Origin of the sequence: Nocardia sp. NPDC058058, from assembly GCF_042885355.1 — a bacterium.
Taxonomy (GTDB): Bacteria; Actinomycetota; Actinomycetes; order Mycobacteriales; family Mycobacteriaceae; genus Nocardia.
The window spans coordinates 3,049,787-3,069,383 of the sequence record NZ_JBHVSA010000001.1; the positions used below are offsets into that span (position 1 = coordinate 3,049,787).

Here is a 19,597-nt window from a genome sequence, read left to right on the forward strand (position 1 = left end):
CGAGCTTACCGGGGGCTATCCGGAACCGGGCGCAGCGGCGGCTCGCCCGGGGTCGACAGTGGTGTCGATGCGCTGGATCAGGCCGTCGGACAGGGTCAGTTTCAGTGCCGCGAACAGGCGTTGCGCGCGGAAGGCGAGCAGTACGGGGTTGGTGGCCGGGTACGAGACCAGGGTGATGTGCGGGCCGTAGTAGCGGATCAGGCTGTCGGCCACGCTGTTCGGTCCCTGGGTGATGACGGACGCGAGACCGGAATCGGTGGTGAAGGTGACGCGCCCCCACGCCTGCGGATGCAGTACGTCGAGCAGTTCGAGGAGATCGCCGCCCGCGCAGGCGGCGATGAATCGTTCGGTGACGCGCCGGTGTTCGTACTTCTCGACGAAATTCAGCCCCGCGTCGGCGGCGATCTTGAGCCGGGCGCGGCGCGCCAGCTGACGGCAGGTGCCCGGCGGCTTGCCGAGGGTTTCGGCGATGTCCTCGAAGCGCATGGCGAAGACATCGTGCAGCACGAAGGCGACCCGTTCGGCCGGACTCAACCGCTGCAGCAGGAGCAGCAGCGCCAATTGCACTTCGTCATCGAGGGTTACGCGGTCCGCGGGCGAGGCGGGATCGGCGAACGCCGCCAGCGCCACCGCCGGATCCCCCGGAAACTCATGCCGCACCCGGGCACAGCGCAGCACATCCAGACAGAGCCGACTGGTCACCACGGTCAGCCAGGCCCGCGGATCCTCGATGCTGCCCGGCGCGGCGAGCGCGAACCGCATGAACGCTTCCTGCACAGCGTCTTCGGCCTCATCCACCGTCCCCAGCATTCGATACGCCAGATCGACCAGATAGGCGCGATCGGCCCGCCAAGTATTGATGAGTGCGTCAGACACGGTCACATTTCCAGGACGAGACAGCCCCGCGAAAAGTTACCGATGCCGCCGGTAACTTCCCATCCCCGTGCCCCGTCCTTGCCTGTAGTGGGATTTCAGCAGCGAACTCCCGTAGCAAGAACGGAACCATCATGGGCCACAACGCACTTCGCCGCCGACTACGCGTCGCCCTCACCGCGGCCGCCCTGACTGCATGGGTCCTGGCCACCAACGCCATCCCCGATCCGGCGTCGGCCGCCGACCCGACCGACGCCTACCTCGGCACCTGGAACTACACCCATCCCGACCGTGCCACCGGCACCAATATCGCCGGCCTGGAAATCCCCGTCCCCGTGCAATTCCCGCAGGTAGGTACCGTCACCTTCGCTCGCGAACCCGGCGGCGTCACCGGCACCAGCGACCAGGGCTGCACCTGGCACTTCATCCCCGCCCCCGACGGTTTCGTCCTCCGAGACACCACCCAGTCCTGCTTCAACAAGGTAATCGGCTCCGCCTACACCATGACCGTCTGGAACATCCGATTCCAAGGCGACCGGGCGTCCGAAACGATCCACGCCATCAGCCACCAACCAATAGGCGACATAGGCTTCACCCTCCCCCGAGGCGAACGCCAACGCGCAGGCACCACCTCCCGCCAGGAAACCCTCCAATCCCTCACCGGCACTTGGACCTACACCCCCGCAAACGTCCTGACCGGCGTAAACACCCTCAACTGGTTCACCGGACCCACACCGCTGACCGGCACAATCCACATCAGTCCGGCCCCCGCCAACCGCATCCACCTGACAACCCTCGAAAACGGCTGCACCTGGACCTTGTCGGCAGATGGCAATACCGCCGAACTCTCCCCACCCACCCAAACCTGCCAAACCCCCAAAGGCCAACTAACCATGACCTTCTGGTCCATCAGCGCCAACGGCACCACCCAATACTCAATCCTCACCGGCCGATCCCCCGACGGCACCCAATTCCAATCAGCCACAGGAGAACTCACCCGGACCACGTGAGAACGGCATCCTCCGGCGCGGTATGGAGTGTCGCGAATACCCGCGCCGACGATCGGCGCGGTGACGACCGCCGGTTCGGCATTTCGATGCGGATTCGGTAGATGGCGACCATATTCCGCCTATGAGAATCATGGCGGCCATCGCCAATTGACCGATTACCGCAAGAGCGAATGTGCTCCAGTCCGCCATTGGAATCAACGCCCGCCGCCATAGGTGTGCAAGCGGGGCAATATCAGTTCGGGTGATCCGACGATCAGGTCGCAGGTGCGGCGGATCGGTTCGGGAGGGCCGATGTGGTCGAGGGTGGGGGTGAGGACGGCGCGGGCGTCCAGGCGGCGTACGACGATCAGTAGGCGCTGCACCGGTTCCCGGATTTCGAGGGCGATTCGGAGGGTTTTGACGAGGTCGTAGCCGTGCTGGCTCGCGAGCTCCAAGAGTTCCAATTCGTCTCGCTCCCAAGCGGTTCCGCTCAGGTCGAGACGCAGGTAGCCGACCGCCTTGGGTAATGAGGATTTGAGAGGCCGTGGGGCCATGTACGGACGAGTCATCCTGAACCTCCCTGAGCCGATGTGAATGAACTCAGCCTGGGCTGCGGAGGAGGCCGGGGCGACGGCGGAATTTTCCCCGGTGTGCGCAGTATCTGCCGTTGACAAAATGGGAATGTGGTGAGCGCGACCCGGTGGGTATTCGCAGGTCTTACAGTCGCTTTCATCATCGGTCGTGTCCTGGAGGGCTCGAATGGCCAGTGGTAGTGGCGAATCGCCTATTTGGGGGTCTGCGCGGTTTCGTCAGCTGCTTGCCGACGGACAGGTCGGTTTGGCATTGTCGGCCGTGCGCCGCGAAATGGGTTTGAGTCAGGCCGATCTCGGGGAGCTGTTGCACTGGGATCGGTCGCATGTCGGGCGGGTGGAGCGTGGCGAGGTGGACACGCTGTTCGATATTCGGGAACTACTGCGTGTGGCGGACGTGCTCGGGGTTCCACGCGCCGCCTTCCTGCCGGTCTTGCTAGGAACCGCCAACCCGTGGACGATCGAAATGGGGTGTGGCGAAGGAGTCGACGACGTGGACCGCAGGCAATTCGGTATCGCAGCGACCATGACGCTCATGGGAGCTGCTGCGCCGGTGACGACCGCGAGCGGGGCGATGCTCATCGGCACCGACCATGTCACCGCGCTTCGCGATGTCACCGAGCAGCTGTGGGACCACGACAATCGCCGGGGCGGCGGGGCGATAACCGAATTCGCGCTCCAGCACCTTCGGCTGGCGCGCCGAATGCTGGACCACGGTGAGTACGGTCCGCGAACCGGTGATGCGCTTGCTGCCGCCACCGGGAGGTTGTGCAGTTGTGCCGGATGGCTGGCTCATGACAGTGGCCACCCGGAGATCGCGCGCTGGTGCTACACCGAGTCGATGCTGTTGGCCGAGCAGACCGGGGATGGCGAAATGCTGGCGGCCGCGCTCGGCGGCTTGACGATCACCGCGACTGATCATCCACGGCACGGCCGCGAGCCCATTCGGATCGCGCGCAGGGTCACCGAACTCGCGAACTCGGTGCCCTCTCCCCGGCTCAAAGCGTTACGCCTGGCCCGAGAAGCGGTGGCACACGCGGCAATAGGCGATCATCGCGAATTCACGCACACGATGACACGGGTCTGGCACGAATTGGAGCGCGGCTTCGATAATCCCGACGATCCGATCTGGCTGCACTTCGTCACCGAGGCCGAGTTGCGGGTGCATGAGGCGCGGGGGCGCAAACTGCTGGGGCAGCACACTCGGGCGGCGGATTTGTTCCGCGACAGTATTGATCGGGCGGAGAATCTGCCTCGGGATGAGGCGTCGTATCGAGCCTATTTCGCGGCTTCGCTTGCCGGGCTCGGTGATTCGGCGGCGGCGATCGGGGCGGGGCACGGGGCGCTGGATTTGCTCGAATCGCAGGTTGATTCGCCTCGGCTGGTGGCGGAATTGCGGCCGGTGCGGCGCGCTGCGGCGGGTGTGCGGGGCTCCGAGGCAGAGCATTTCGGGCGGCGGTTCGATGCGCTCATCCGGGCGGCCTAGCGGATCTTGATCGCGGAGGTGCGGTCGTCTCGTAGGGTCGGGTATCGCAACAATCGATCCTGGAGGTGTTCGTGGCTTGGCGTCGCTCGCTGTGTGGGGTTGCCGGTGTGATTGTCGGTCTGGTGGGTGCGACGGGGATTGCGTCGGCCGATCCGGTCACCACCATCGATCCCGCGATGACCCTCGGCGGTGGAATAGTGCCCTGCATCGGGCAGGTGCGGGGGTTCTATGATCCGGCGCGGAATTTCAATGGCGATCAGGTGATGTGGATTCGGGCCGAATTCACCACGCTCGCATCGGGTTCCGGGGGCTGTGCGGTGAATGCGACGGTGAGCTGGCGCAATCTCGATACCGGGGCGAGTGCGGTCAATCCCATTGTCCCCCTTGGTGATGACGGGAGTCATACCGCGCTGTGGGTGCCGGTCTGGACCGGGAAACTCCCGGGGCGGATCGAGGTCACCATCGATACCGATCAGCCGCATATCGCCGGGCACGGGAGCTTCGTGATCCCGGGCTGACCGCTGAAATGACAGCGACCGGGTAATGGTGGCGGCGAGGGCCGCGCCACTATTACCCGGTCGGCGCTGTGTCACTTCGGGATTGGGACGCATGCTCAGGCGGCGGCACCCAGACCAACCGCGACCGCCACGGGGATCAGGTACAGCAGCGGGAAGGCGACCGTCTTGTACGAGCGGGCGCGCAGCACCGTGATGACCGCGCCGCCGAAGTACAGGATCAGGCCGATGGCGGCGGCGATGCCGATGGCCGGAATGAACAGGCCGACGATCAGCCCGATCGCGCCGAGTGCCTTGGCAATGCCCAGCGGCGTCCACCACGACTGCGGCACACCGTATTCGATCAGCGGATCGACCACGAACGCGGCCTTGCGCAGCAGTGAGAACGCCGAGAAGCCGACCCAGGCGGCCGCGACGATGGTGACGATGATGTAGGCGGTATTCATGGCTACTACTCGATTCCTGTTGCTGGGCCCTGGTTTCGGGCCGGTTCATCAGGAGGACGACGCAGCGCGCCGGGGTGTGACATCGGTGTGCGCACACCGCCGAAACACCCCTCGGGCGATCAGGAGACCAGCGCCTTCATCTGCGGTGACAGCACCGAGGACAGCGCCGACCACGGGACGGTGATCACGATGTTCCCGGCCGCGTGCGAACCGATCTCCCCGAAGTAGATGCGCATACCGCCCGCGTCGACCGCCCAATTGCGATAGTTCTCCGCCGTAGGGGTGATGCCGTCCTTGTAATAGGTGTCGCCCGCATTGGTCTTGGGAACCAGGATCGCGGCCTGCTTCGAGAGCACGGTCAGACCCGCGTTCAGATCGGTGAAGACGTCCTTCAATTGAATGGCTTTACCGCTGTCGAGGCTGGTGGTGTGGGTGGTGAAGTCCTCGTACGGATGCGCGGCATGCTCGGCGAAGTAGTCGACGCCCAGCTTGGCGCTCAGCAGATGCGGACCCACGTAGGTGAAGTTCACCGACGTGGAGAGATTGAGGGTCGGGGTGACCTTCGCGATGTACCCGTCGGCCGCCCCGCGCAGCGAGCTGTTGAACTCGTCGCGAGCGGCCAGGTACGGACCGTCCACACCGTCGATATCGGTGCGCGGTACCGAGATCTTGTAATTGCTCCCCGTCAGCGTGTACTCCGACATGCGAAAGCCGGTGTCGGCGTGTGCGATCACGGTCGCGGCGGACGCGGTCAGGCCCGCCAGCACGGCGGCGGTGAACAGGTGAGCGAGGGCACGGCGTCGCATATCAGGCTCCGGTTCGGCAGGGCGGGAGATTCCCGTCGTTGCCGCTACCTTCCCGGTGCCCGCCAACGAATCACCAATGACCGACCAATGACGCTGCTCACGGCCGCCCGAACCCGCCGGTGACGCCACTCAGGGGCGCTTGGACTTCGGCAGCTTCGCGACGATGGCGTCATAGGAGGCGTCGATGAGCTCCCGAAGGTCGTCCGCGGGCACCTTGCCGCCCACCTTGACCGACACCCACCCGTACCGCCCGATATACGCCGACGGCGAGACATCCCCGGGATAGATGGCGATCAACTCATCGGCCTCGGGCTTACTACCGCATTTGAGCGTCACCGCCGCCCCACTCCCGACGAACGCGAAGATCTTGTCCCCCACCTTGGCAACCACATCGCCCTCCCACGGTTCGTCCTGCCAGGCACCGGGTTTCGCGAGGCAGTAGGTCAGGAGATCCATGGGTGGCTCCTCAGACGGGTAGCAGGCGGCCGACTACGGCGGTGAGTTGGCGGGCGGAGCGGCATTCGTGCATCTCGATTACCTCCGCGTACTTCTTGGCGGCGGAATCGCCGGTGCCCCACATCTTTTCGGCTTCGGGGTTGAGCCAGTAGGCGTGTTTTGCCACCGCGACCAGGTCGGCGAGGGTGCCCAGGGCCGGGTCGCGATAGTTGTTGCGGGCGTCGCCGAGGATGAGCAGGGAGGTGCGGCTGGTGACGGCGTCGGGGAAGTTCTCGGCGAAACCCTCCAGGGCGGAGCCGTAGTCGGAGTGGCCTTCGATGCCGACGACATCGGCTTCGGTGAAGATGCGACGGGTGATCTGGTCCAGCGGCGTCACCGAGTCGAAGAGTTTGGTCACCTCGTCGGCGCGATCCACGAAGGCGAAAATCCGTACCCGGGAGAACTGTTCGCGCAAAGCGTTCACCAAAACCATGGTGAAGCTGGAGAAACCGGCCACCGAACCCGAGATATCGCACAGCAGTACGAGATCGGGACGACCGGGACGCGGCTTACGGGTGACCAGGTCGATGGGTACGCCACCGGTGGACATGGATTTGCGCAGCGTCTTGCGCAGGTCGATCTCACCCCGGCGGGAGCGGCGGCGGCGAGCGGCCAAGCGGGAGGCCAGGATTCGAGCCAGGCGCTGGCTGGAGCGGCGCAGATCATCGAGTTCGTTCTGCGAGATGCGCAGGAAGTCGGCGTCTTCGGCCTGACGCGCGACACCGTAGGTGGCTACGCGTTCGCGGCCGATGCGTTCGGCGACGCGGCGGCGGGTCTCGGCTTCCACCGTGCCGCGGAAACCCTTGATGCGCTGACGCGCGGTGCGCCGGGCAACCTCGGTATCGAAATCGGAATTGTCCATACCGGCGGTGAGACCGGCGAGCAGTTTGGCCACCAGAATCTCGGGCTGGAGATCCTTCAATGTCTGATACGCGGAGAAGGACGGGCCACCGGCCGCCTGATACTGGCCCATCTGCTCGACCATCTGCGCGGCCAGGGCCTGGAGCTGACGCTCCTGATCGGCGGAGGGGTCCTGAACCAGCAACTCCGCCAGCATCTTTCGCAGCTCGATAATGTCGACCGCGCCGTTGGGCTTGAGCGGGATCTCGACCTCTTCGGCCCCGACGCGCTCACCGAGCGCGGCCGGGAACCACAGATCGAACAGGCCGTCGAAGGTGGCGCGCTGGGTGGTGCGGCGCAGCAGCGCACACGCCAGCCCCTCCCGCAGGGCTTCCCGGTCCATCAGATCCAGCACCGTGACAACCTGTGCGGCATCGACGGTTTCGGACGGCCCGACCGGAATTCCCCTGCCGCGCAACGCCTCCACGAATCCGACCAGATGCCCGGAGAAGCCGAACTCGGCGGTCGACGTGGCCGCCGTGGGCGGTTTGGCGGCGGGCGCACCGCTCACCGCGCGCATGGCCGCGGAGACCAGCCCGCGGGATTTGTTCGACGAGCCGGCCATCTCAGGCCAGCTTCAGCTCGGACTGCGCACGCAGATGGTCGGCCTGATGTTTGAGCACCACACCGAGCGTGGCGCGCACCGTCTTCTCGTCCAGATCCTTTGCGCCCAGGGCGAGTAGCGTGCGCGCCCAGTCGATGGATTCGGCGACCGAGGGCAGCTTCTTGAGCTGCATACCGCGCAGCACATGCACGACCCGCACCAGCTGCGCGGCCACGGCGGGCTTGAGCTCGGGCACCCGGCTGGCCAGGATGCGGCGCTCGAGGTCCTCATCCGGGAAGTCGATGTGCAGGTACAGGCAGCGGCGCTTCAACGCCTCGGACAGCTCGCGGGTGGCATTGGAGGTCAGCACCACGAACGGCTTGCGCGTCGCGGTGATGGTGCCCAATTCCGGGACGGTGACCGAGAAGTCGCTCAGGATCTCGAGCAGCAGGCCCTCGATCTCGACATCGGCCTTATCGGTTTCGTCGATCAGCAGTACGGTCGGCTCGGTGCGCCGGATGGCGGTGAGCAGCGGCCGCGAGAGCAGGAATTCCTCGGTGAAGACGTCGGCTTTGGTTTCGGCCCAATCGTTTTCCGAGGTCGCCTGGATGCGCAGGATCTGCTTGGCGTGATTCCACTCGTAGAGCGCGCGGGCCTCGTCGACGCCCTCGTAGCATTGCAGGCGCACCAGTTCCGCGCCCGCGACCTCGGCGACGGCCTTGGAGAGCTCGGTCTTGCCGACACCGGCCGGACCCTCGATGAGCAGTGGTTTGCCGAGCCGGTCCGCGAGGAAAACCGAAGTGGCGGTGGCCTTATCGGCCAGATAGCCGGTTCCGGCCAGGCGTTCGATCACATCGTCGACCGATTTGAAGATCGGCTCCTGGATCGGTGCTGTAGAAGCCACGGGTGCTGCCTTTCCTCGAAGTGCTAGACGGGCCGGATCTGGCCGTCGCCCCACACGATCCATTTGGTGGAGGTCAGTTCCGGCAGGCCCATGGGGCCGCGCGCGTGCAATTTCTGCGTGGAGATGCCAATCTCCGCGCCGAAGCCGAACTGCTCACCGTCGGTGAACGCAGTCGAAGCATTGACCATGACGGCGGCGGCGTCCACCCGGCCGGTGAATTCGCGGGCGGCCTTCAGGTCGCCGGTGACGATGGCCTCGGTGTGGCCGGTGCCCCAGTGGTTGATGTGCTCGACGGCGGCATCGAGATCGGGGACGACCTTGAGCGCGATATCGAGGGAGAGGTATTCATCCGCCCAGTCGGTATCGGTGGCGGGCACCAGACCGGGCAGATCACCGTGAATGGTGACGCCGCTGGTCTCGAGAGCCTTGATCAGCCGCGGCACGGCCGTATCGGCGATGGCCGCGTCGATGAGCACCGTCTCGGCGGTATTGCAGACGCTGGGCCGCCGGGTCTTGGCATTGATCAGAATCGATTCGGCCATATCCAGATCGGCGTCGCGATGCACGAAGATATGGCAGTTGCCGGTACCGGTCTCGATGGTCGGCACCAGCGCATCGCGCACCACGGCGTTGATCAGGCCCGCGCCGCCGCGCGGAATGACCACGTCGACCAGCCCGCGCGCCTGGATCAGATGGGTGACGCTGGAGCGGTCGTCGGCGGGCAGCAACTGCACCGCGTCCTGCGGAAGGCCCTGTGCCGCAAGCGCTTCGCGCAGCACGGTCACCAGCGCCACATTGGAGCGCACCGCCGAGGACGAACCGCGCAGCAGCGCCGCGTTACCGGACTTCAAGGTGAGCCCGAAGGCGTCGACCGTGACATTCGGGCGGGCCTCGTACACCATGCCGACCACACCGAGCGGGACTCGCGTCTGCCGGATCTCCAGACCGTTGGGCAGCGTCGACCCGCGCACCACATCGCCGACCGGATCGGGCAGCCCGGCAACCTGGCGCAGTCCGGACGCGATGCCGTCGATGCGGGCCTCGGTCAGGCGCAAACGATCCAGCTGGGCATCGGCGGTGCCACCGGCACGCGCGATCTCGATGTCCTCGCCATTGGCGATGAGCAGCCGATCCTTCGCGGCGAGCAGGGCATCGGCGGCGGCGTGCAGCGCCGCGTCCTTCACAGCGGTGGTGAGCTGGGCGAGCGTGCGCGACGCCACCCGGGCCCGGCGCGCCGCGGCATGCACCACCTCGCGGACGTCGTCCAGTTCAGTGGTGGTCGAGACAGTCATGGCTACAGCGTACTTACCGCCGGGTACGACCCACTTACCCGGCCCGAACGGCTATTCGGCGACTCGGCGGCCCATTCCAGCGCGCCGCGCACAACCGGCCGAGCCCGCGCACCTGCCACGCCGAACTCCGCCACGGTGGCGAGTTCGACCCACACCGCATGAGACACCGCACCGGGCATGGCGGGCTCCGCAATGCCGCGGGCTCGGGATCGCCGCCCGGTCAGGCTGTACACACCGGCCGGCCCGGCCGATTTCCCGCGTCCGGCGAGTGTCGGCAGTCCGGGCTACCGTGACCCTATGACCGCGAGCATTCGTCTCTCGTCCGCTGCCGGGCGCTGGGTTCTGTTGGCTACGGTGCTCGGTTCCGGGATGGCGATGCTCGACGCCACCGTGGTGAATGTGGCGCTGCCCAGGATCGGTGACGAATTCGGTGCCTCGATGGCCGGATTGCAGTGGACGGTCAACGCGTATTCGCTCACGCTCGCGGGGTTGATCCTGCTGGGTGGCGCGCTCGGCGATCGGTATGGCAGGCGACGGGTTTTCATCGTCGGCGTCATCTGGTTCGCGCTGGCTTCGGCGCTCTGCGGTGCGGCACAGGATATTTCGATGTTGGTCGCGGCGCGGGCACTCCAGGGCGTCGGCGGGGCGCTGCTGACGCCGGGATCGCTGGCGATCATCCAGGCCTCGTTCGAACCGCAGGATCGCGCTCGCGCGGTCGGGGCGTGGTCCGGGCTGGGCGGGGTGGCGGGCGCGATCGGACCGTTCCTGGGCGGCTATCTGGTCGAGTATGTCGGCTGGCGCTGGGTGTTCCTGCTGAATGTGCCACTGGCACTGGTGGTTATCGCGGTCGCCGCACGGCATGTGCCCGAGACCTACGATCCGCGGGCGCACGGGAAATTCGATGTGCTCGGGGCGGTGCTGGCCGCGCTATGCCTGGCCGGAATCACCTACGCGCTGACCACCGCACCCGAACATGACACCAATCGTGTGCTGTTGATCGGCAGTGCGGTCGCGGGTGTGGCGGCCGGTATCGCGTTCGTGGTCGTGGAGCGACGCCGGTCGGCGCGGGACGACGGTCCATCCCCGATGGTTCCGGTGGACGTGTTCGCCTCCAAGCAGTTCACGGCGATCAATGTCGTCACCTTCGCCATGTACGGCGGGATGAGCGTGGTGTTCTTCCTGCTGGTGCTGACCCTCCAGGTGGTGTCCGGATTCAGCCCGATCGCGGCCGGCACCGCACTGCTGCCCGGCACCGTGCTCATGCTGCTGTTCTCCGCCCGCGCGGGTGCGCTGGCGCAGAAGATCGGCCCGCGTAAACCGATCACCCTCGGCGTGCTGCTGGCCGCGCTGGGCATGCTGATGATGGTCCGCATCGGCGAGCACTCCTCGTATGTGACCGTGGTGCTGCCCGCGGCGATCGTCTTCGGCATCGGCCTCACGCTGGCCGTCGCCCCGCTCACCGCCACCGTGCTCGCCACCGCCGACGAACGGCATGCGGGCGTGGCCAGCGGGGTCAACAACGCCGTCGCCCGCGCCGCCGGACTCCTTGCGGTAGCGGCGATTCCGCCGCTGGCCGGGCTCACCGGCGACGCCTACGGCAACCCCTCGACCTTCCAGCACGGCTTCCGCATCGCCCTGCTGATCTGCGTCGTCATCGTCGTCGCGGCGGCGGTGCTGGCCTTCTTCACCGTCCGCGATGACGCGCTGGCCACCGCTCCCGCGGGCTCGGAACCGCTGTGCAAAGTCAATTGCGCGGTGGCCGGGCCGCCGCTGGAACCCGGCCGCAGCACGCCGACGGCGAGCGGTCCGGATAAGGCCCGCTGACCGCACGATTCGGCGAGACTTGCGGCGCGATCCGCACGGTGCGCCGAAGTCGGCGCCGAGGCGACTACCGTGACGCGCATGGCACGGATTGTGGTGGTGGGCAGCATCAATATGGATCTGGTGACAACCGTGCGGCGGCGGCCGGAACCGGGCGAGACGGTGTCGGGGGAGAATTTCGCGCTGGTGCCCGGCGGTAAGGGTTCGAACCAGGCCATCGCGGCGCGACGGGCCGGTGGATCGGTGGAGTTCGTCGGCGCGGTCGGCGATGACATCTTCGGCGATGAACTGCGCGGGGTGCTTGCCGATGCGGGCGTGCAGGTTTCACGGCTGCGCCGGGTGAGCGGGGCCAGCGGGACGGCGGCGATCATCGTGGACGCCGGTGGGGAGAACAGCATTATCGTGGTGGGCGGGGCCAACGCCCGGATGACAGCATTGGATGTCGGCGACCTCGAGGCCATCGCACAGGCCGATGTGCTGCTGTGCCAGTTGGAGATTCCGTTGCCGACCGTGCTGCGGGCGGCTCGGCACGCGCGCGCCAATGACACCGTGGTGATTCTCAATCCCTCACCGGTGCGCGAACTTCCGGACGAGCTGTGGGCCGAGATCGATATCGCGGTGGTGAACGAGGGTGAGGCCGCGCAACTCGGTGCGGTCCTGGACGCGGTGCCGCATGTGATCACCACGCTCGGCGCGGATGGGGCTGTCTACCGTGGTCCGGACGGAATCACCCTGCCGCAGCCGGGCGTTCGGGTCGATGTCGTCGACACCACCGGGGCCGGAGACACTTTCACCGGCGCGCTCGCCGCGCATTGGCATGAGGGTCCGGAGATCGCGCTGGCGTGGGCATGTACCGCCGGTGCCCTGGCGACCACGAAACTCGGTGCGAGCGTGTCCATTCCGACGCAGCGGGAGATCGAGCGACTGCTGTCCCGCTGATCCTGTTGCCCGCGACGGCCTCCGCATTACCGCCATGCCCGGTCCCGCCTGGCTTCAGGCGGCGGTGATCTTCTTCCCGGTGTGGATGCTGACCAGATCGGCGAGTTGTTTTCCGGCGCGTTCCAGCGGATCGGTGGAGCGGGTGGCCAGGGACATGACGACCGCGCCTTCCACGGCCGCCACGATGGTGGTTGCCAGGGAGCGGGCGGTTTCGGGGGCGACGGATTCGGCTTCGAGGCGTTCGGCCAGGATGCCTTCCCATTCGATGAAGGTCTCCCCCGCCACATCGGCGGCCTCGGGTGATTCCGAACGACCCAGGGCGGCGGCCACGATCGGGCAGCCCGCGGTGAAATCGCTGGCGACCACGACCTCGCGCCACATGGCGGGGAAGGCGGCGATGACGGTGGCCAGGTCGGTGCCCGCGGTGAGGGTGCGCATGAGGGCGCTGGACGCCTGCCCGGCGGTGCGGGTGGCCTCGGCGATGAGTTCGGATTTGCCGCCGGGGAAGTTCAGATAGACCGAGCGCCGGGAGATGCCGCTGTGCTCGAGTAATTGGGCGATTCCGGTTCCGGCGATCCCTTTGCAGCGCATGAGGGCGATGGCGCTGTCGATGAGGCGGTCGCGGGCTCCCATGGACTACTTCCTTTCTTGCCGTATACCGATCGGTGTACTACCGTCCGAGATATACCGATTGGTCTACCATTGCCAGTGTAGACCGCCGCCACTGACTCGACGACGAATCGGGGTCACCCATGCCTACGAAAACCCTGCACGATCCCCTGCCGCTGGCCAGTGGCCAGGTACTCCCGAACCGCTTGATGAAATCCGCCCTGAGCGAGGGACTCGGCAATTCCGCCCTCGCCCCCGACGAACGGCTGCAACGACTGTACGCGCGCTGGAGCACCGGCGGGTACGGGTTGATCGTCACCGGCAATGTCATGGTCGACGGCCGCCACCTGGGCGAACCCGGCAATGTGGCCATCGAGGACGAACGGCACCTGGAAGCACTGACTCGTTGGGCCAAAGCGGGCAAAGACGGCGGCGCGAAGCTCTGGATGCAGTTGAATCATCCGGGCCGCCAGGCCAATCCGCTGGTGACCCGCAATCGCACGGTCGCGCCGTCCGCCATCGGCATCAGCATTCCGGGCGTACCCACCCCGCGCGCGCTCACCGAGGACGAGATCCACGACATCATCCGTCGCTTCGGCACCGCGGCGCGGGTCGCGGAGGCCGCCGGATTCGACGGTGTGCAGGTGCACGGCGCGCACGGATATCTGGTGTCGCAGTTCCTGTCTCCGCTGTCCAATCAGCGCACCGATGGCTGGGGCGGGGATGCCGAGCGGCGGCGCCGCTTCGTGCTGGAGGTGGTGCGCAGTATTCGCGCCGCCGTGAGCCCGGGTTTCGGCGTCGGCATCAAACTCAATTCGGCGGACTTCCAGCGCGGCGGCTTCACCGAGGACGAATCGCGCGTGGTGATCGAGAAGCTTTCCGCCGAGGGCCTGGATCTGATCGAAATCAGCGGCGGCAGTTATGAATCCCCCGCCATGCTGAATCGGCCGCGTACGGTCGCGGCGAGCACCAAGGCGCGCGAGGCCTACTTCCTGGAGTACGCCGAGTCCGCCCGGCAGGCGGCGGGCGCGGTGCCAATCGCGGTCACCGGCGGCTTCCGCTCGCATTCGGCCATGACCGAGGCGATCGCCGAGGGCAACTGCGATATCGTCGGCCTGGGCCGCCCGGCCGCCGTAATCCCCACCGCCGCAGCGGATCTGCTGAATGGCACGGACCGGCTGCACGCTCCGGCCATTTCACTGAAACTGCCCCCGCAGCTCGCCGCGAACAATGGCCTGAAGGCGTTCGACGGCGCATTGGATCTGCAATGGCACACCGACCAACTGCACCTGCTCGGCGCGGGCAACGACCCCGACCCCGACCGCTCCCCCTGGCGCACCGCGGTAACCATGCTGCGCCGCAACGGTTTCGACGCCCTGCGCAGCAAACGCTCCCCCGGTTCCGCCCCGGACAAGAACGCCACCAAGTTCCGCCGCGAACGCGCCCTGGGCCGCTACCTCCTGAACCCCACCGTCCGCGCCCTGAGCCGAGTCGGCGTCCGCACCGCCCTGGCCACCGAAATCGAAACGGTAGGCCGCAAATCCGGCCAACCCCGCCGCGTCCCCGTCTCAGTCCTCTTCGACGACAAGGGCGCCTGGGTCATCTCCCAACACGGCACCCGCTCCGGCTGGGGCGCCAACCTCACCGCCAACCCCGAAATCCGCGTCCGCCAAGGCAACCAATGGCGCACCGGCACCGCCGCCCTACTCCCCGACGACGACGTAGTAGCCCGCGCCCGCACCTTCGCCCCCCACCCCCTCCTGGCCCCGCTCGTCACCAACACCTTCGCCGCCCTGCAAACCACCCCCATCACCGTCCGAATCACCTTCGCCGACAACTGAAACCGCCTCAGCGCGCACGTCCCGACAGCGTGAGTACACACGCGAAGGCATCGGCCGATTCTGGCGATGCACCGATGTCATCCAGGATCAGGGTCGACGGTGCCTGCGTCATCCGCAGCACCGTCGACCGCAGCACCCGCCGGGTGATGCCCGAGACAAGCGAATCGGGCGAATTGCGTTATCGGATATTTATTTTCGTGTGATATGCTGAATGCGAATTCCAATTTTCCTGTCTACCATCGGTTTTCCCGACGACGACGCAGGAGAATTCGATGGATGGCGGACCCAGCAGAACCGCGATGATGGCGGCGGGTGGGCGCGCGGCGCATCTCGTGGTGGACAGTGAGCCCTACCTTTTCCGCGACACCCTGGCGGCCCAATTGCTCGGCGCGCGAGCCGAAGAGCTGCTCGGCTATCACCGGCAGTTCGGCGATCACGTCGTACTGCGCGGAACGCGTGTGCAGGTCAACGCCCGCAGCAGCTACACCGAAACACGTGTGGCAGCGGGCTTCCCGCAGTACGTGATCCTCGGCGCGGGCCTCGATACCTTTGCCTACCGATCCCCGCTCGCCCGGGAGATCGCGGTGTTCGAGGTGGATCACCCTGCCACCCAACAATGGAAGCGGGAATTACTCGAGGCCGCGCGAATCGATGGTGCTGCCGCACAATTCGTCGGCGTGGATTTCGAACGCGATGACCTCGCCGCGGAATTGGCCGCGCACGGATTCGATCTCGAAATTCCCGCCCTGGTGAGCTGGCTCGGCGTGAGCATGTACTTAACCGAATCGGCGATCGCGGCAACGCTGGCGGTCCTCAGTGGATTCGCTCCCGGCACCGAACTGGTGATGGAGTACGCACTGCCACCCGAACTGCGCGACGAATCCGGTACCGCCTACGCCGAATTCGCCCTCCCAGCCGCCGCCGACCAGGGCGAGCCATGGTTGAGCTGCTTCTCACCCGAAGCGCTTACCGGCTTACTGACTCAGTACGGATTCGCTGTGGCCGAACATGTTTCGCAGCGAGACGCGGTGCGGCCCGCATTCTGGCAGCGCACCGACTCGCTGCAACCGGCAGACCTCTGCCGTCTCGCGCGAGCCGTCTTGCGCGCGACGTAGTCTTCCGCGGCCTCGTCGAAGTCACCGCGCCGCCCCATCGCGACCAGCCTGTCGAATGCTTCGACTCGCCGGAGTTGCTTATCGTTCTCGCTGACTGTCATGGCTGGCCTTCGATGTCGGTGATACGCATCAGCTATTCACGGCCATCATGCACCCGACAACGCCGACCCGTCTGGCATCGGGTCTGCGCTGGTCGGGGGTTAGAGGGTGGGGCGGACAAGGATTTGGATGTGGTCGTCGGGGTGGCGGAGGGATTCTATGGCGTCGGAGACGCCGTCGAAGCCGACCTGGGTGGTGATGAGGGATTCGGCGTCGATTACGCCGTCGGCTATGCGGTGCAGGGTTTTGGCGTATTCCTCGTGGGGGTAGACCATGCACATTTGCAGGGAGATGTCTTTGTAGATGCCTACGATGGGGCGGATTACGTCGTCGGTCATGATCGAGCCGATTTGCAGGATCTTGGTTTCCCTGGGGACCTTGTACATGAGGTCGTTGAGGAGGCCGGGGACGCCGGCGCAGACCCAGACGTGCAGGAGTTGGCCCGGGGAGGCGAGTTCCTGCCATACCTCCACGGGATCTTCCACGGCCGGATCGACCACGCGGTGTGCGCCGAGGCGCAGGGCCGCTTCGCGGCGGAGCTTGGACGGGTCGGAGGCGACGATGGGGGCTACGCCGCGTTCGACCAGGGCCGCTACCGCACCCAAACCCACTGGGCCGCAGCCGATGACGATACCGGTGCCTTCGGGGCCGATGCCGGTGCGCGCCACATTGCCGAAGCCGACCGCGAGGGGTTCGGTCATCGCCGCGACGTGCGGGGGCACATGTTCGGGGATGGGTTCCAAGGCCATGGCCTGCAACACCATTCGCTCACCGAAGCCGCCCGGAAAATCATTGGAGTAACCGACGCCGTGGATGCCGCCCGCCGAGTCCAGCGCCCAGGGCAGGGCTACGACGTTCTGGCCCTCCACGAACGGGGTGTCCGGTCCCGCGCCGATGACCCGGGCCGACAGTTCGTGCCCCAGCACCATGTCGCGGCACGGATCGAACAGGAAGGTCGGCACACCGCTGTCGCGGGATGCCTGGAGGAACTCGTCGGTGTAATCGAGCGCCGCCTTATCCGAGCCGCAGATACCGCAGGCGATGGTCTCGACCAGCACCTGACCGGGACCGGGGACCGGATCGGGCACCTCGTCGACGATGAGCTTGCGATTGCGCATGACTACCGCGCGCATGTCACTTCCCTTCGGGGGTCAGGGCAGCCGCCAGGGCCTGGCTGTGCCGTTCGAACGCGGCTTCCACACCCGCGCGCATACCGGACATGAGACGTTCGCTGTTCGCGTTCGCCCAGTCCAGCGAGGCGACGCGACTGCGGTTCGCACCGGTGAAATGCGGAATCACATGCTCGGCGAACAACTTCACCGAACGCCGCGAGGCTTCGGGATCGGCGACATTGAGCGCGAGCACCAGGAAAGTGCCGAAGCCGCCGGACTGTTCGGCGAGTGCTTCGATGGCCGCGATGGCGTCATCGGGCGAACCGATGGTGGCGCGGCCGAAGGCCGGGAAGCCCGGACCGGTCCACTGTTCGATGGCCTCGGCGGCGGTATCGCCCCACGGCACGTCCATACCGCTCAGACGTTTGATGTAATCCACCAAATGCCCGACGCCCCATTCGGCTTCGCGGCGCGCCTGTTCCCGGGTCTCGGCGATATGCATGGGTGCGACGAGCCGCCACCTGGACCGATCCACGGTATGCCCGGCGGCCGCCATGGCCTGTTCGTAGACCTTCCAATTCGGCAGCAGCGCTTCATATCCCGAGGGATCCGAAGCAGCCAGCGACAACAACCCCGCGCCGTGCTTTCCGGCCAGCACCGAACCCGATGGCGAAATGGTCGATGCCACGGCCATTTCCAGCCCATCGTGCTGGTACGGCAGCAGTTGCAACCGCGCCTCGTTGAGCTCGAACCAATCCGTCTTGGCGGTGACGGCCTCCCCGCGCAGCAAACGCACGATGATGTCCATGGATTCGTGCATCATGTCGCGCTGACGCGGCTGCGGCACCCCCATCATGGAGGCGTCCGAGGCGAGCTGCCCCGGGCCGATGCCCATCATGACGCGGCCCTTGGTGAGGTGATCGAGCAGGCAGAGCCGATCGGCCAGCATCATGGGCTGGTGGTACGGCAGCGAATTCACACCGGTGCCCAGCCGGATTCGGCTGGTGCGCTCGGCGGCTGCCGCGAGGAAAACCTCGGGCGCGGCGATGATTTCCATTCCGGCGGAATGATGTTCGCCGACCCAGGCTTCCTGATAGCCGAGTTCATCCGCGAGCTCGACCAATTGCAGATCCCGCTGGATCTGCAAGGTGGGATTGCCGTTCAGCGGATGGTAGGGCGCGATGAAGAATCCGAACCGCGTGGGTCCGGATGCAGTGGGCAGAGACAACTTTCGACGCTCCTTTGCGATGTGTTCAGTTGTGCTCCGAAACGGCCGCACCCCCGCCGGGGCTCTGGCGGAGGCGCGGCCGGGTCTGTGCGGGCGGGTCAGCCCCTAGCCCATTCGTGGCCCCAGTAGCTGTCCGCGGTCATCTCCTCGGCGACGTAGTCGTCGCCGACCAGCATTCCCTCGCAACCGAATTCGAGATCCCAATTGCCGGGGGTGCGGACGTAGAAGGAGATCATCTTGTCGTTGGTGTGCCGCCCCAGCGTGGAGGACAGGTGATAGCCCGCCTTGGTGACGCGATCCAACGCCCGGCCCACATCGTCGAGCGAATCGACCTCAACCATGATGTGCACGATGCCCGGCCCGTCCGGGCGGCTGCCCGGAATCAGCGCGAGGCTGTGATGGCGCGGGTTCACGCCCATGAAGCGAATCCAGATGGGATGTCCGGGCGGACCCACGCGGAATGAACCGCGCGAGGCGAAACCCAGTACCTCGGTGTAGAACTTGCGCGCGTCCTCGATATCGCGCACCGGCAGCACCACATGCCCCAGGCCCAGATCACCGTTGACGAACCGCGCGCCGAACTTGGTCAGCACCGGCGTGTGATCGAGCAGCGGGCCGTGGAAGACCTCGATGGTGAACCCGGACGGATCGACGAAGCTGATGGCCTCCTCGACATGCCGGTTCGCGGCGTCCTCGACACTCAGTGTGGCGACGGCGATTCCGGCCTTCTCCAGGGTTTCGCGCACCAGGGCCAGCGAGCGGGTGTCCGCGACCTGCCAGCCGACGGCGATGACCTCGTCGCGCTCACCGGGCACCAATTCCAGGCGGTAGGTGTGCTCATCGGTGCGCAGGTAGATCGAGTCCGGGTTGGGACCGTTCCCCTCGGCGAAACCGATGGTGTCGAAGGCGAATTCACGCCAGGCCGCGACGTCCGCGATGCGGGCCCGCACGTAGCCGAGAGAGCTGAAGGCAGCCATATTGCACTCCTTGATA

General features: G+C 66.4%; 19 protein-coding genes. 7 read left to right on the top strand and 12 right to left on the bottom strand.

What is annotated here, in order from left to right; translation table 11 throughout:
• Positions 1-15: 15 nt before the first annotated feature.
• On the bottom strand, positions 16-882 hold the full coding sequence (gene sigI / locus ACFVUS_RS14260; protein ID WP_387765017.1) for an RNA polymerase sigma factor SigI: 867 nt from the start codon (positions 880-882) through the stop codon (positions 16-18).
• A gap of 125 nt (positions 883-1,007) precedes the next feature.
• Between sigI and ACFVUS_RS14265 the strand changes: the two genes are divergently transcribed.
• On the top strand, positions 1,008-1,883 hold the full coding sequence (locus ACFVUS_RS14265) for a hypothetical protein (protein WP_387765019.1): 876 nt from the start codon (positions 1,008-1,010) through the stop codon (positions 1,881-1,883).
• A 194-nt stretch (positions 1,884-2,077) separates the two neighbouring features.
• Here ACFVUS_RS14265 and ACFVUS_RS14270 read toward each other — a convergent pair whose 3' ends face one another.
• Complete coding sequence (locus ACFVUS_RS14270) at positions 2,078-2,431, bottom strand: hypothetical protein (RefSeq protein ID WP_387765021.1); 354 nt, start codon at positions 2,429-2,431, stop codon at positions 2,078-2,080.
• 190 nt (positions 2,432-2,621) lie between these two features.
• On the opposite strand from ACFVUS_RS14270, the gene ACFVUS_RS14275 reads away from it, so the two are divergent.
• Positions 2,622-3,938, top strand: a complete 1,317-nt coding sequence (locus tag ACFVUS_RS14275) for a helix-turn-helix domain-containing protein (RefSeq protein ID WP_387765023.1) — start codon at positions 2,622-2,624, stop codon at positions 3,936-3,938.
• A gap of 107 nt (positions 3,939-4,045) precedes the next feature.
• Entirely contained in the window at positions 4,046-4,456 is a 411-nt protein-coding gene (locus tag ACFVUS_RS14280) for a hypothetical protein (RefSeq protein ID WP_387765025.1), read from the top strand.
• 95 nt (positions 4,457-4,551) lie between these two features.
• Here the strand turns inward: ACFVUS_RS14280 and ACFVUS_RS14285 are convergent, their stop codons facing one another.
• The 6 genes from ACFVUS_RS14285 to ACFVUS_RS14310 all read right to left on the bottom strand — a co-directional run bounded on the left by ACFVUS_RS14285 (position 4,552) and on the right by ACFVUS_RS14310 (position 9,840).
• On the bottom strand, positions 4,552-4,899 hold the full coding sequence (locus ACFVUS_RS14285; protein ID WP_387765027.1) for a DoxX family protein: 348 nt from the start codon (positions 4,897-4,899) through the stop codon (positions 4,552-4,554).
• 119 nt (positions 4,900-5,018) lie between these two features.
• Positions 5,019-5,705, bottom strand: a complete 687-nt coding sequence (locus ACFVUS_RS14290) for an RsiV family protein (protein ID WP_387765029.1) — start codon at positions 5,703-5,705, stop codon at positions 5,019-5,021.
• A 129-nt stretch (positions 5,706-5,834) separates the two neighbouring features.
• Positions 5,835-6,161, bottom strand: coding sequence for an MmcQ/YjbR family DNA-binding protein (locus tag ACFVUS_RS14295; protein WP_387765031.1), 327 nt, complete (start codon positions 6,159-6,161; stop codon positions 5,835-5,837).
• Between the two features lie 10 nt (positions 6,162-6,171).
• Positions 6,172-7,620: a VWA domain-containing protein gene (locus ACFVUS_RS14300; RefSeq protein WP_387765577.1), complete on the bottom strand. Its 1,449-nt coding sequence runs from the start codon at positions 7,618-7,620 to the stop codon at positions 6,172-6,174.
• 46 nt (positions 7,621-7,666) lie between these two features.
• Positions 7,667-8,611, bottom strand: a complete 945-nt coding sequence (locus ACFVUS_RS14305; RefSeq protein WP_387765033.1) for an AAA family ATPase — start codon at positions 8,609-8,611, stop codon at positions 7,667-7,669.
• Positions 8,572-9,840, bottom strand: coding sequence for a glutamate-5-semialdehyde dehydrogenase (locus tag ACFVUS_RS14310; RefSeq protein WP_387765035.1), 1,269 nt, complete (start codon positions 9,838-9,840; stop codon positions 8,572-8,574). The genes ACFVUS_RS14305 and ACFVUS_RS14310 overlap by 40 nt, the downstream gene beginning before the upstream one ends.
• A gap of 297 nt (positions 9,841-10,137) precedes the next feature.
• On the opposite strand from ACFVUS_RS14310, the gene ACFVUS_RS14315 reads away from it, so the two are divergent.
• Positions 10,138-11,664 carry an MFS transporter gene (locus ACFVUS_RS14315; protein ID WP_387765037.1) on the top strand — a complete coding sequence of 509 codons (1,527 nt, stop codon included), beginning with the start codon at positions 10,138-10,140 and terminating at the stop codon, positions 11,662-11,664.
• Positions 11,665-11,742: 78 nt separating this feature from the next.
• Complete coding sequence (locus ACFVUS_RS14320; RefSeq protein ID WP_387765039.1) at positions 11,743-12,600, top strand: ribokinase; 858 nt, start codon at positions 11,743-11,745, stop codon at positions 12,598-12,600.
• 54 nt (positions 12,601-12,654) lie between these two features.
• On the opposite strand, the gene ACFVUS_RS14325 is transcribed toward ACFVUS_RS14320, so the two are convergent.
• Positions 12,655-13,233 carry a TetR/AcrR family transcriptional regulator gene (locus ACFVUS_RS14325; protein ID WP_387765041.1) on the bottom strand — a complete coding sequence of 193 codons (579 nt, stop codon included), beginning with the start codon at positions 13,231-13,233 and terminating at the stop codon, positions 12,655-12,657.
• 119 nt (positions 13,234-13,352) lie between these two features.
• Between ACFVUS_RS14325 and ACFVUS_RS14330 the strand changes: the two genes are divergently transcribed.
• Complete coding sequence (locus ACFVUS_RS14330) at positions 13,353-15,050, top strand: nitroreductase family deazaflavin-dependent oxidoreductase (protein ID WP_387765043.1); 1,698 nt, start codon at positions 13,353-13,355, stop codon at positions 15,048-15,050.
• 272 nt (positions 15,051-15,322) lie between these two features.
• Positions 15,323-16,165: a class I SAM-dependent methyltransferase gene (locus ACFVUS_RS14335; protein ID WP_387765045.1), complete on the top strand. Its 843-nt coding sequence runs from the start codon at positions 15,323-15,325 to the stop codon at positions 16,163-16,165.
• 200 nt (positions 16,166-16,365) lie between these two features.
• Here the strand turns inward: ACFVUS_RS14335 and ACFVUS_RS14340 are convergent, their stop codons facing one another.
• The 3 genes from ACFVUS_RS14340 to ACFVUS_RS14350 form a co-directional block, all read right to left on the bottom strand.
• Entirely contained in the window at positions 16,366-17,397 is a 1,032-nt protein-coding gene (locus ACFVUS_RS14340; protein ID WP_387765047.1) for a zinc-binding dehydrogenase, read from the bottom strand.
• Position 17,398: 1 nt separating this feature from the next.
• On the bottom strand, positions 17,399-18,604 hold the full coding sequence (locus tag ACFVUS_RS14345) for an LLM class flavin-dependent oxidoreductase (RefSeq protein WP_387765049.1): 1,206 nt from the start codon (positions 18,602-18,604) through the stop codon (positions 17,399-17,401).
• 98 nt (positions 18,605-18,702) lie between these two features.
• A complete protein-coding gene (locus ACFVUS_RS14350; protein ID WP_387765051.1) occupies positions 18,703-19,581 on the bottom strand; it encodes a VOC family protein in 879 nt (292 codons plus the stop codon).
• Positions 19,582-19,597: the final 16 nt, after the last annotated feature.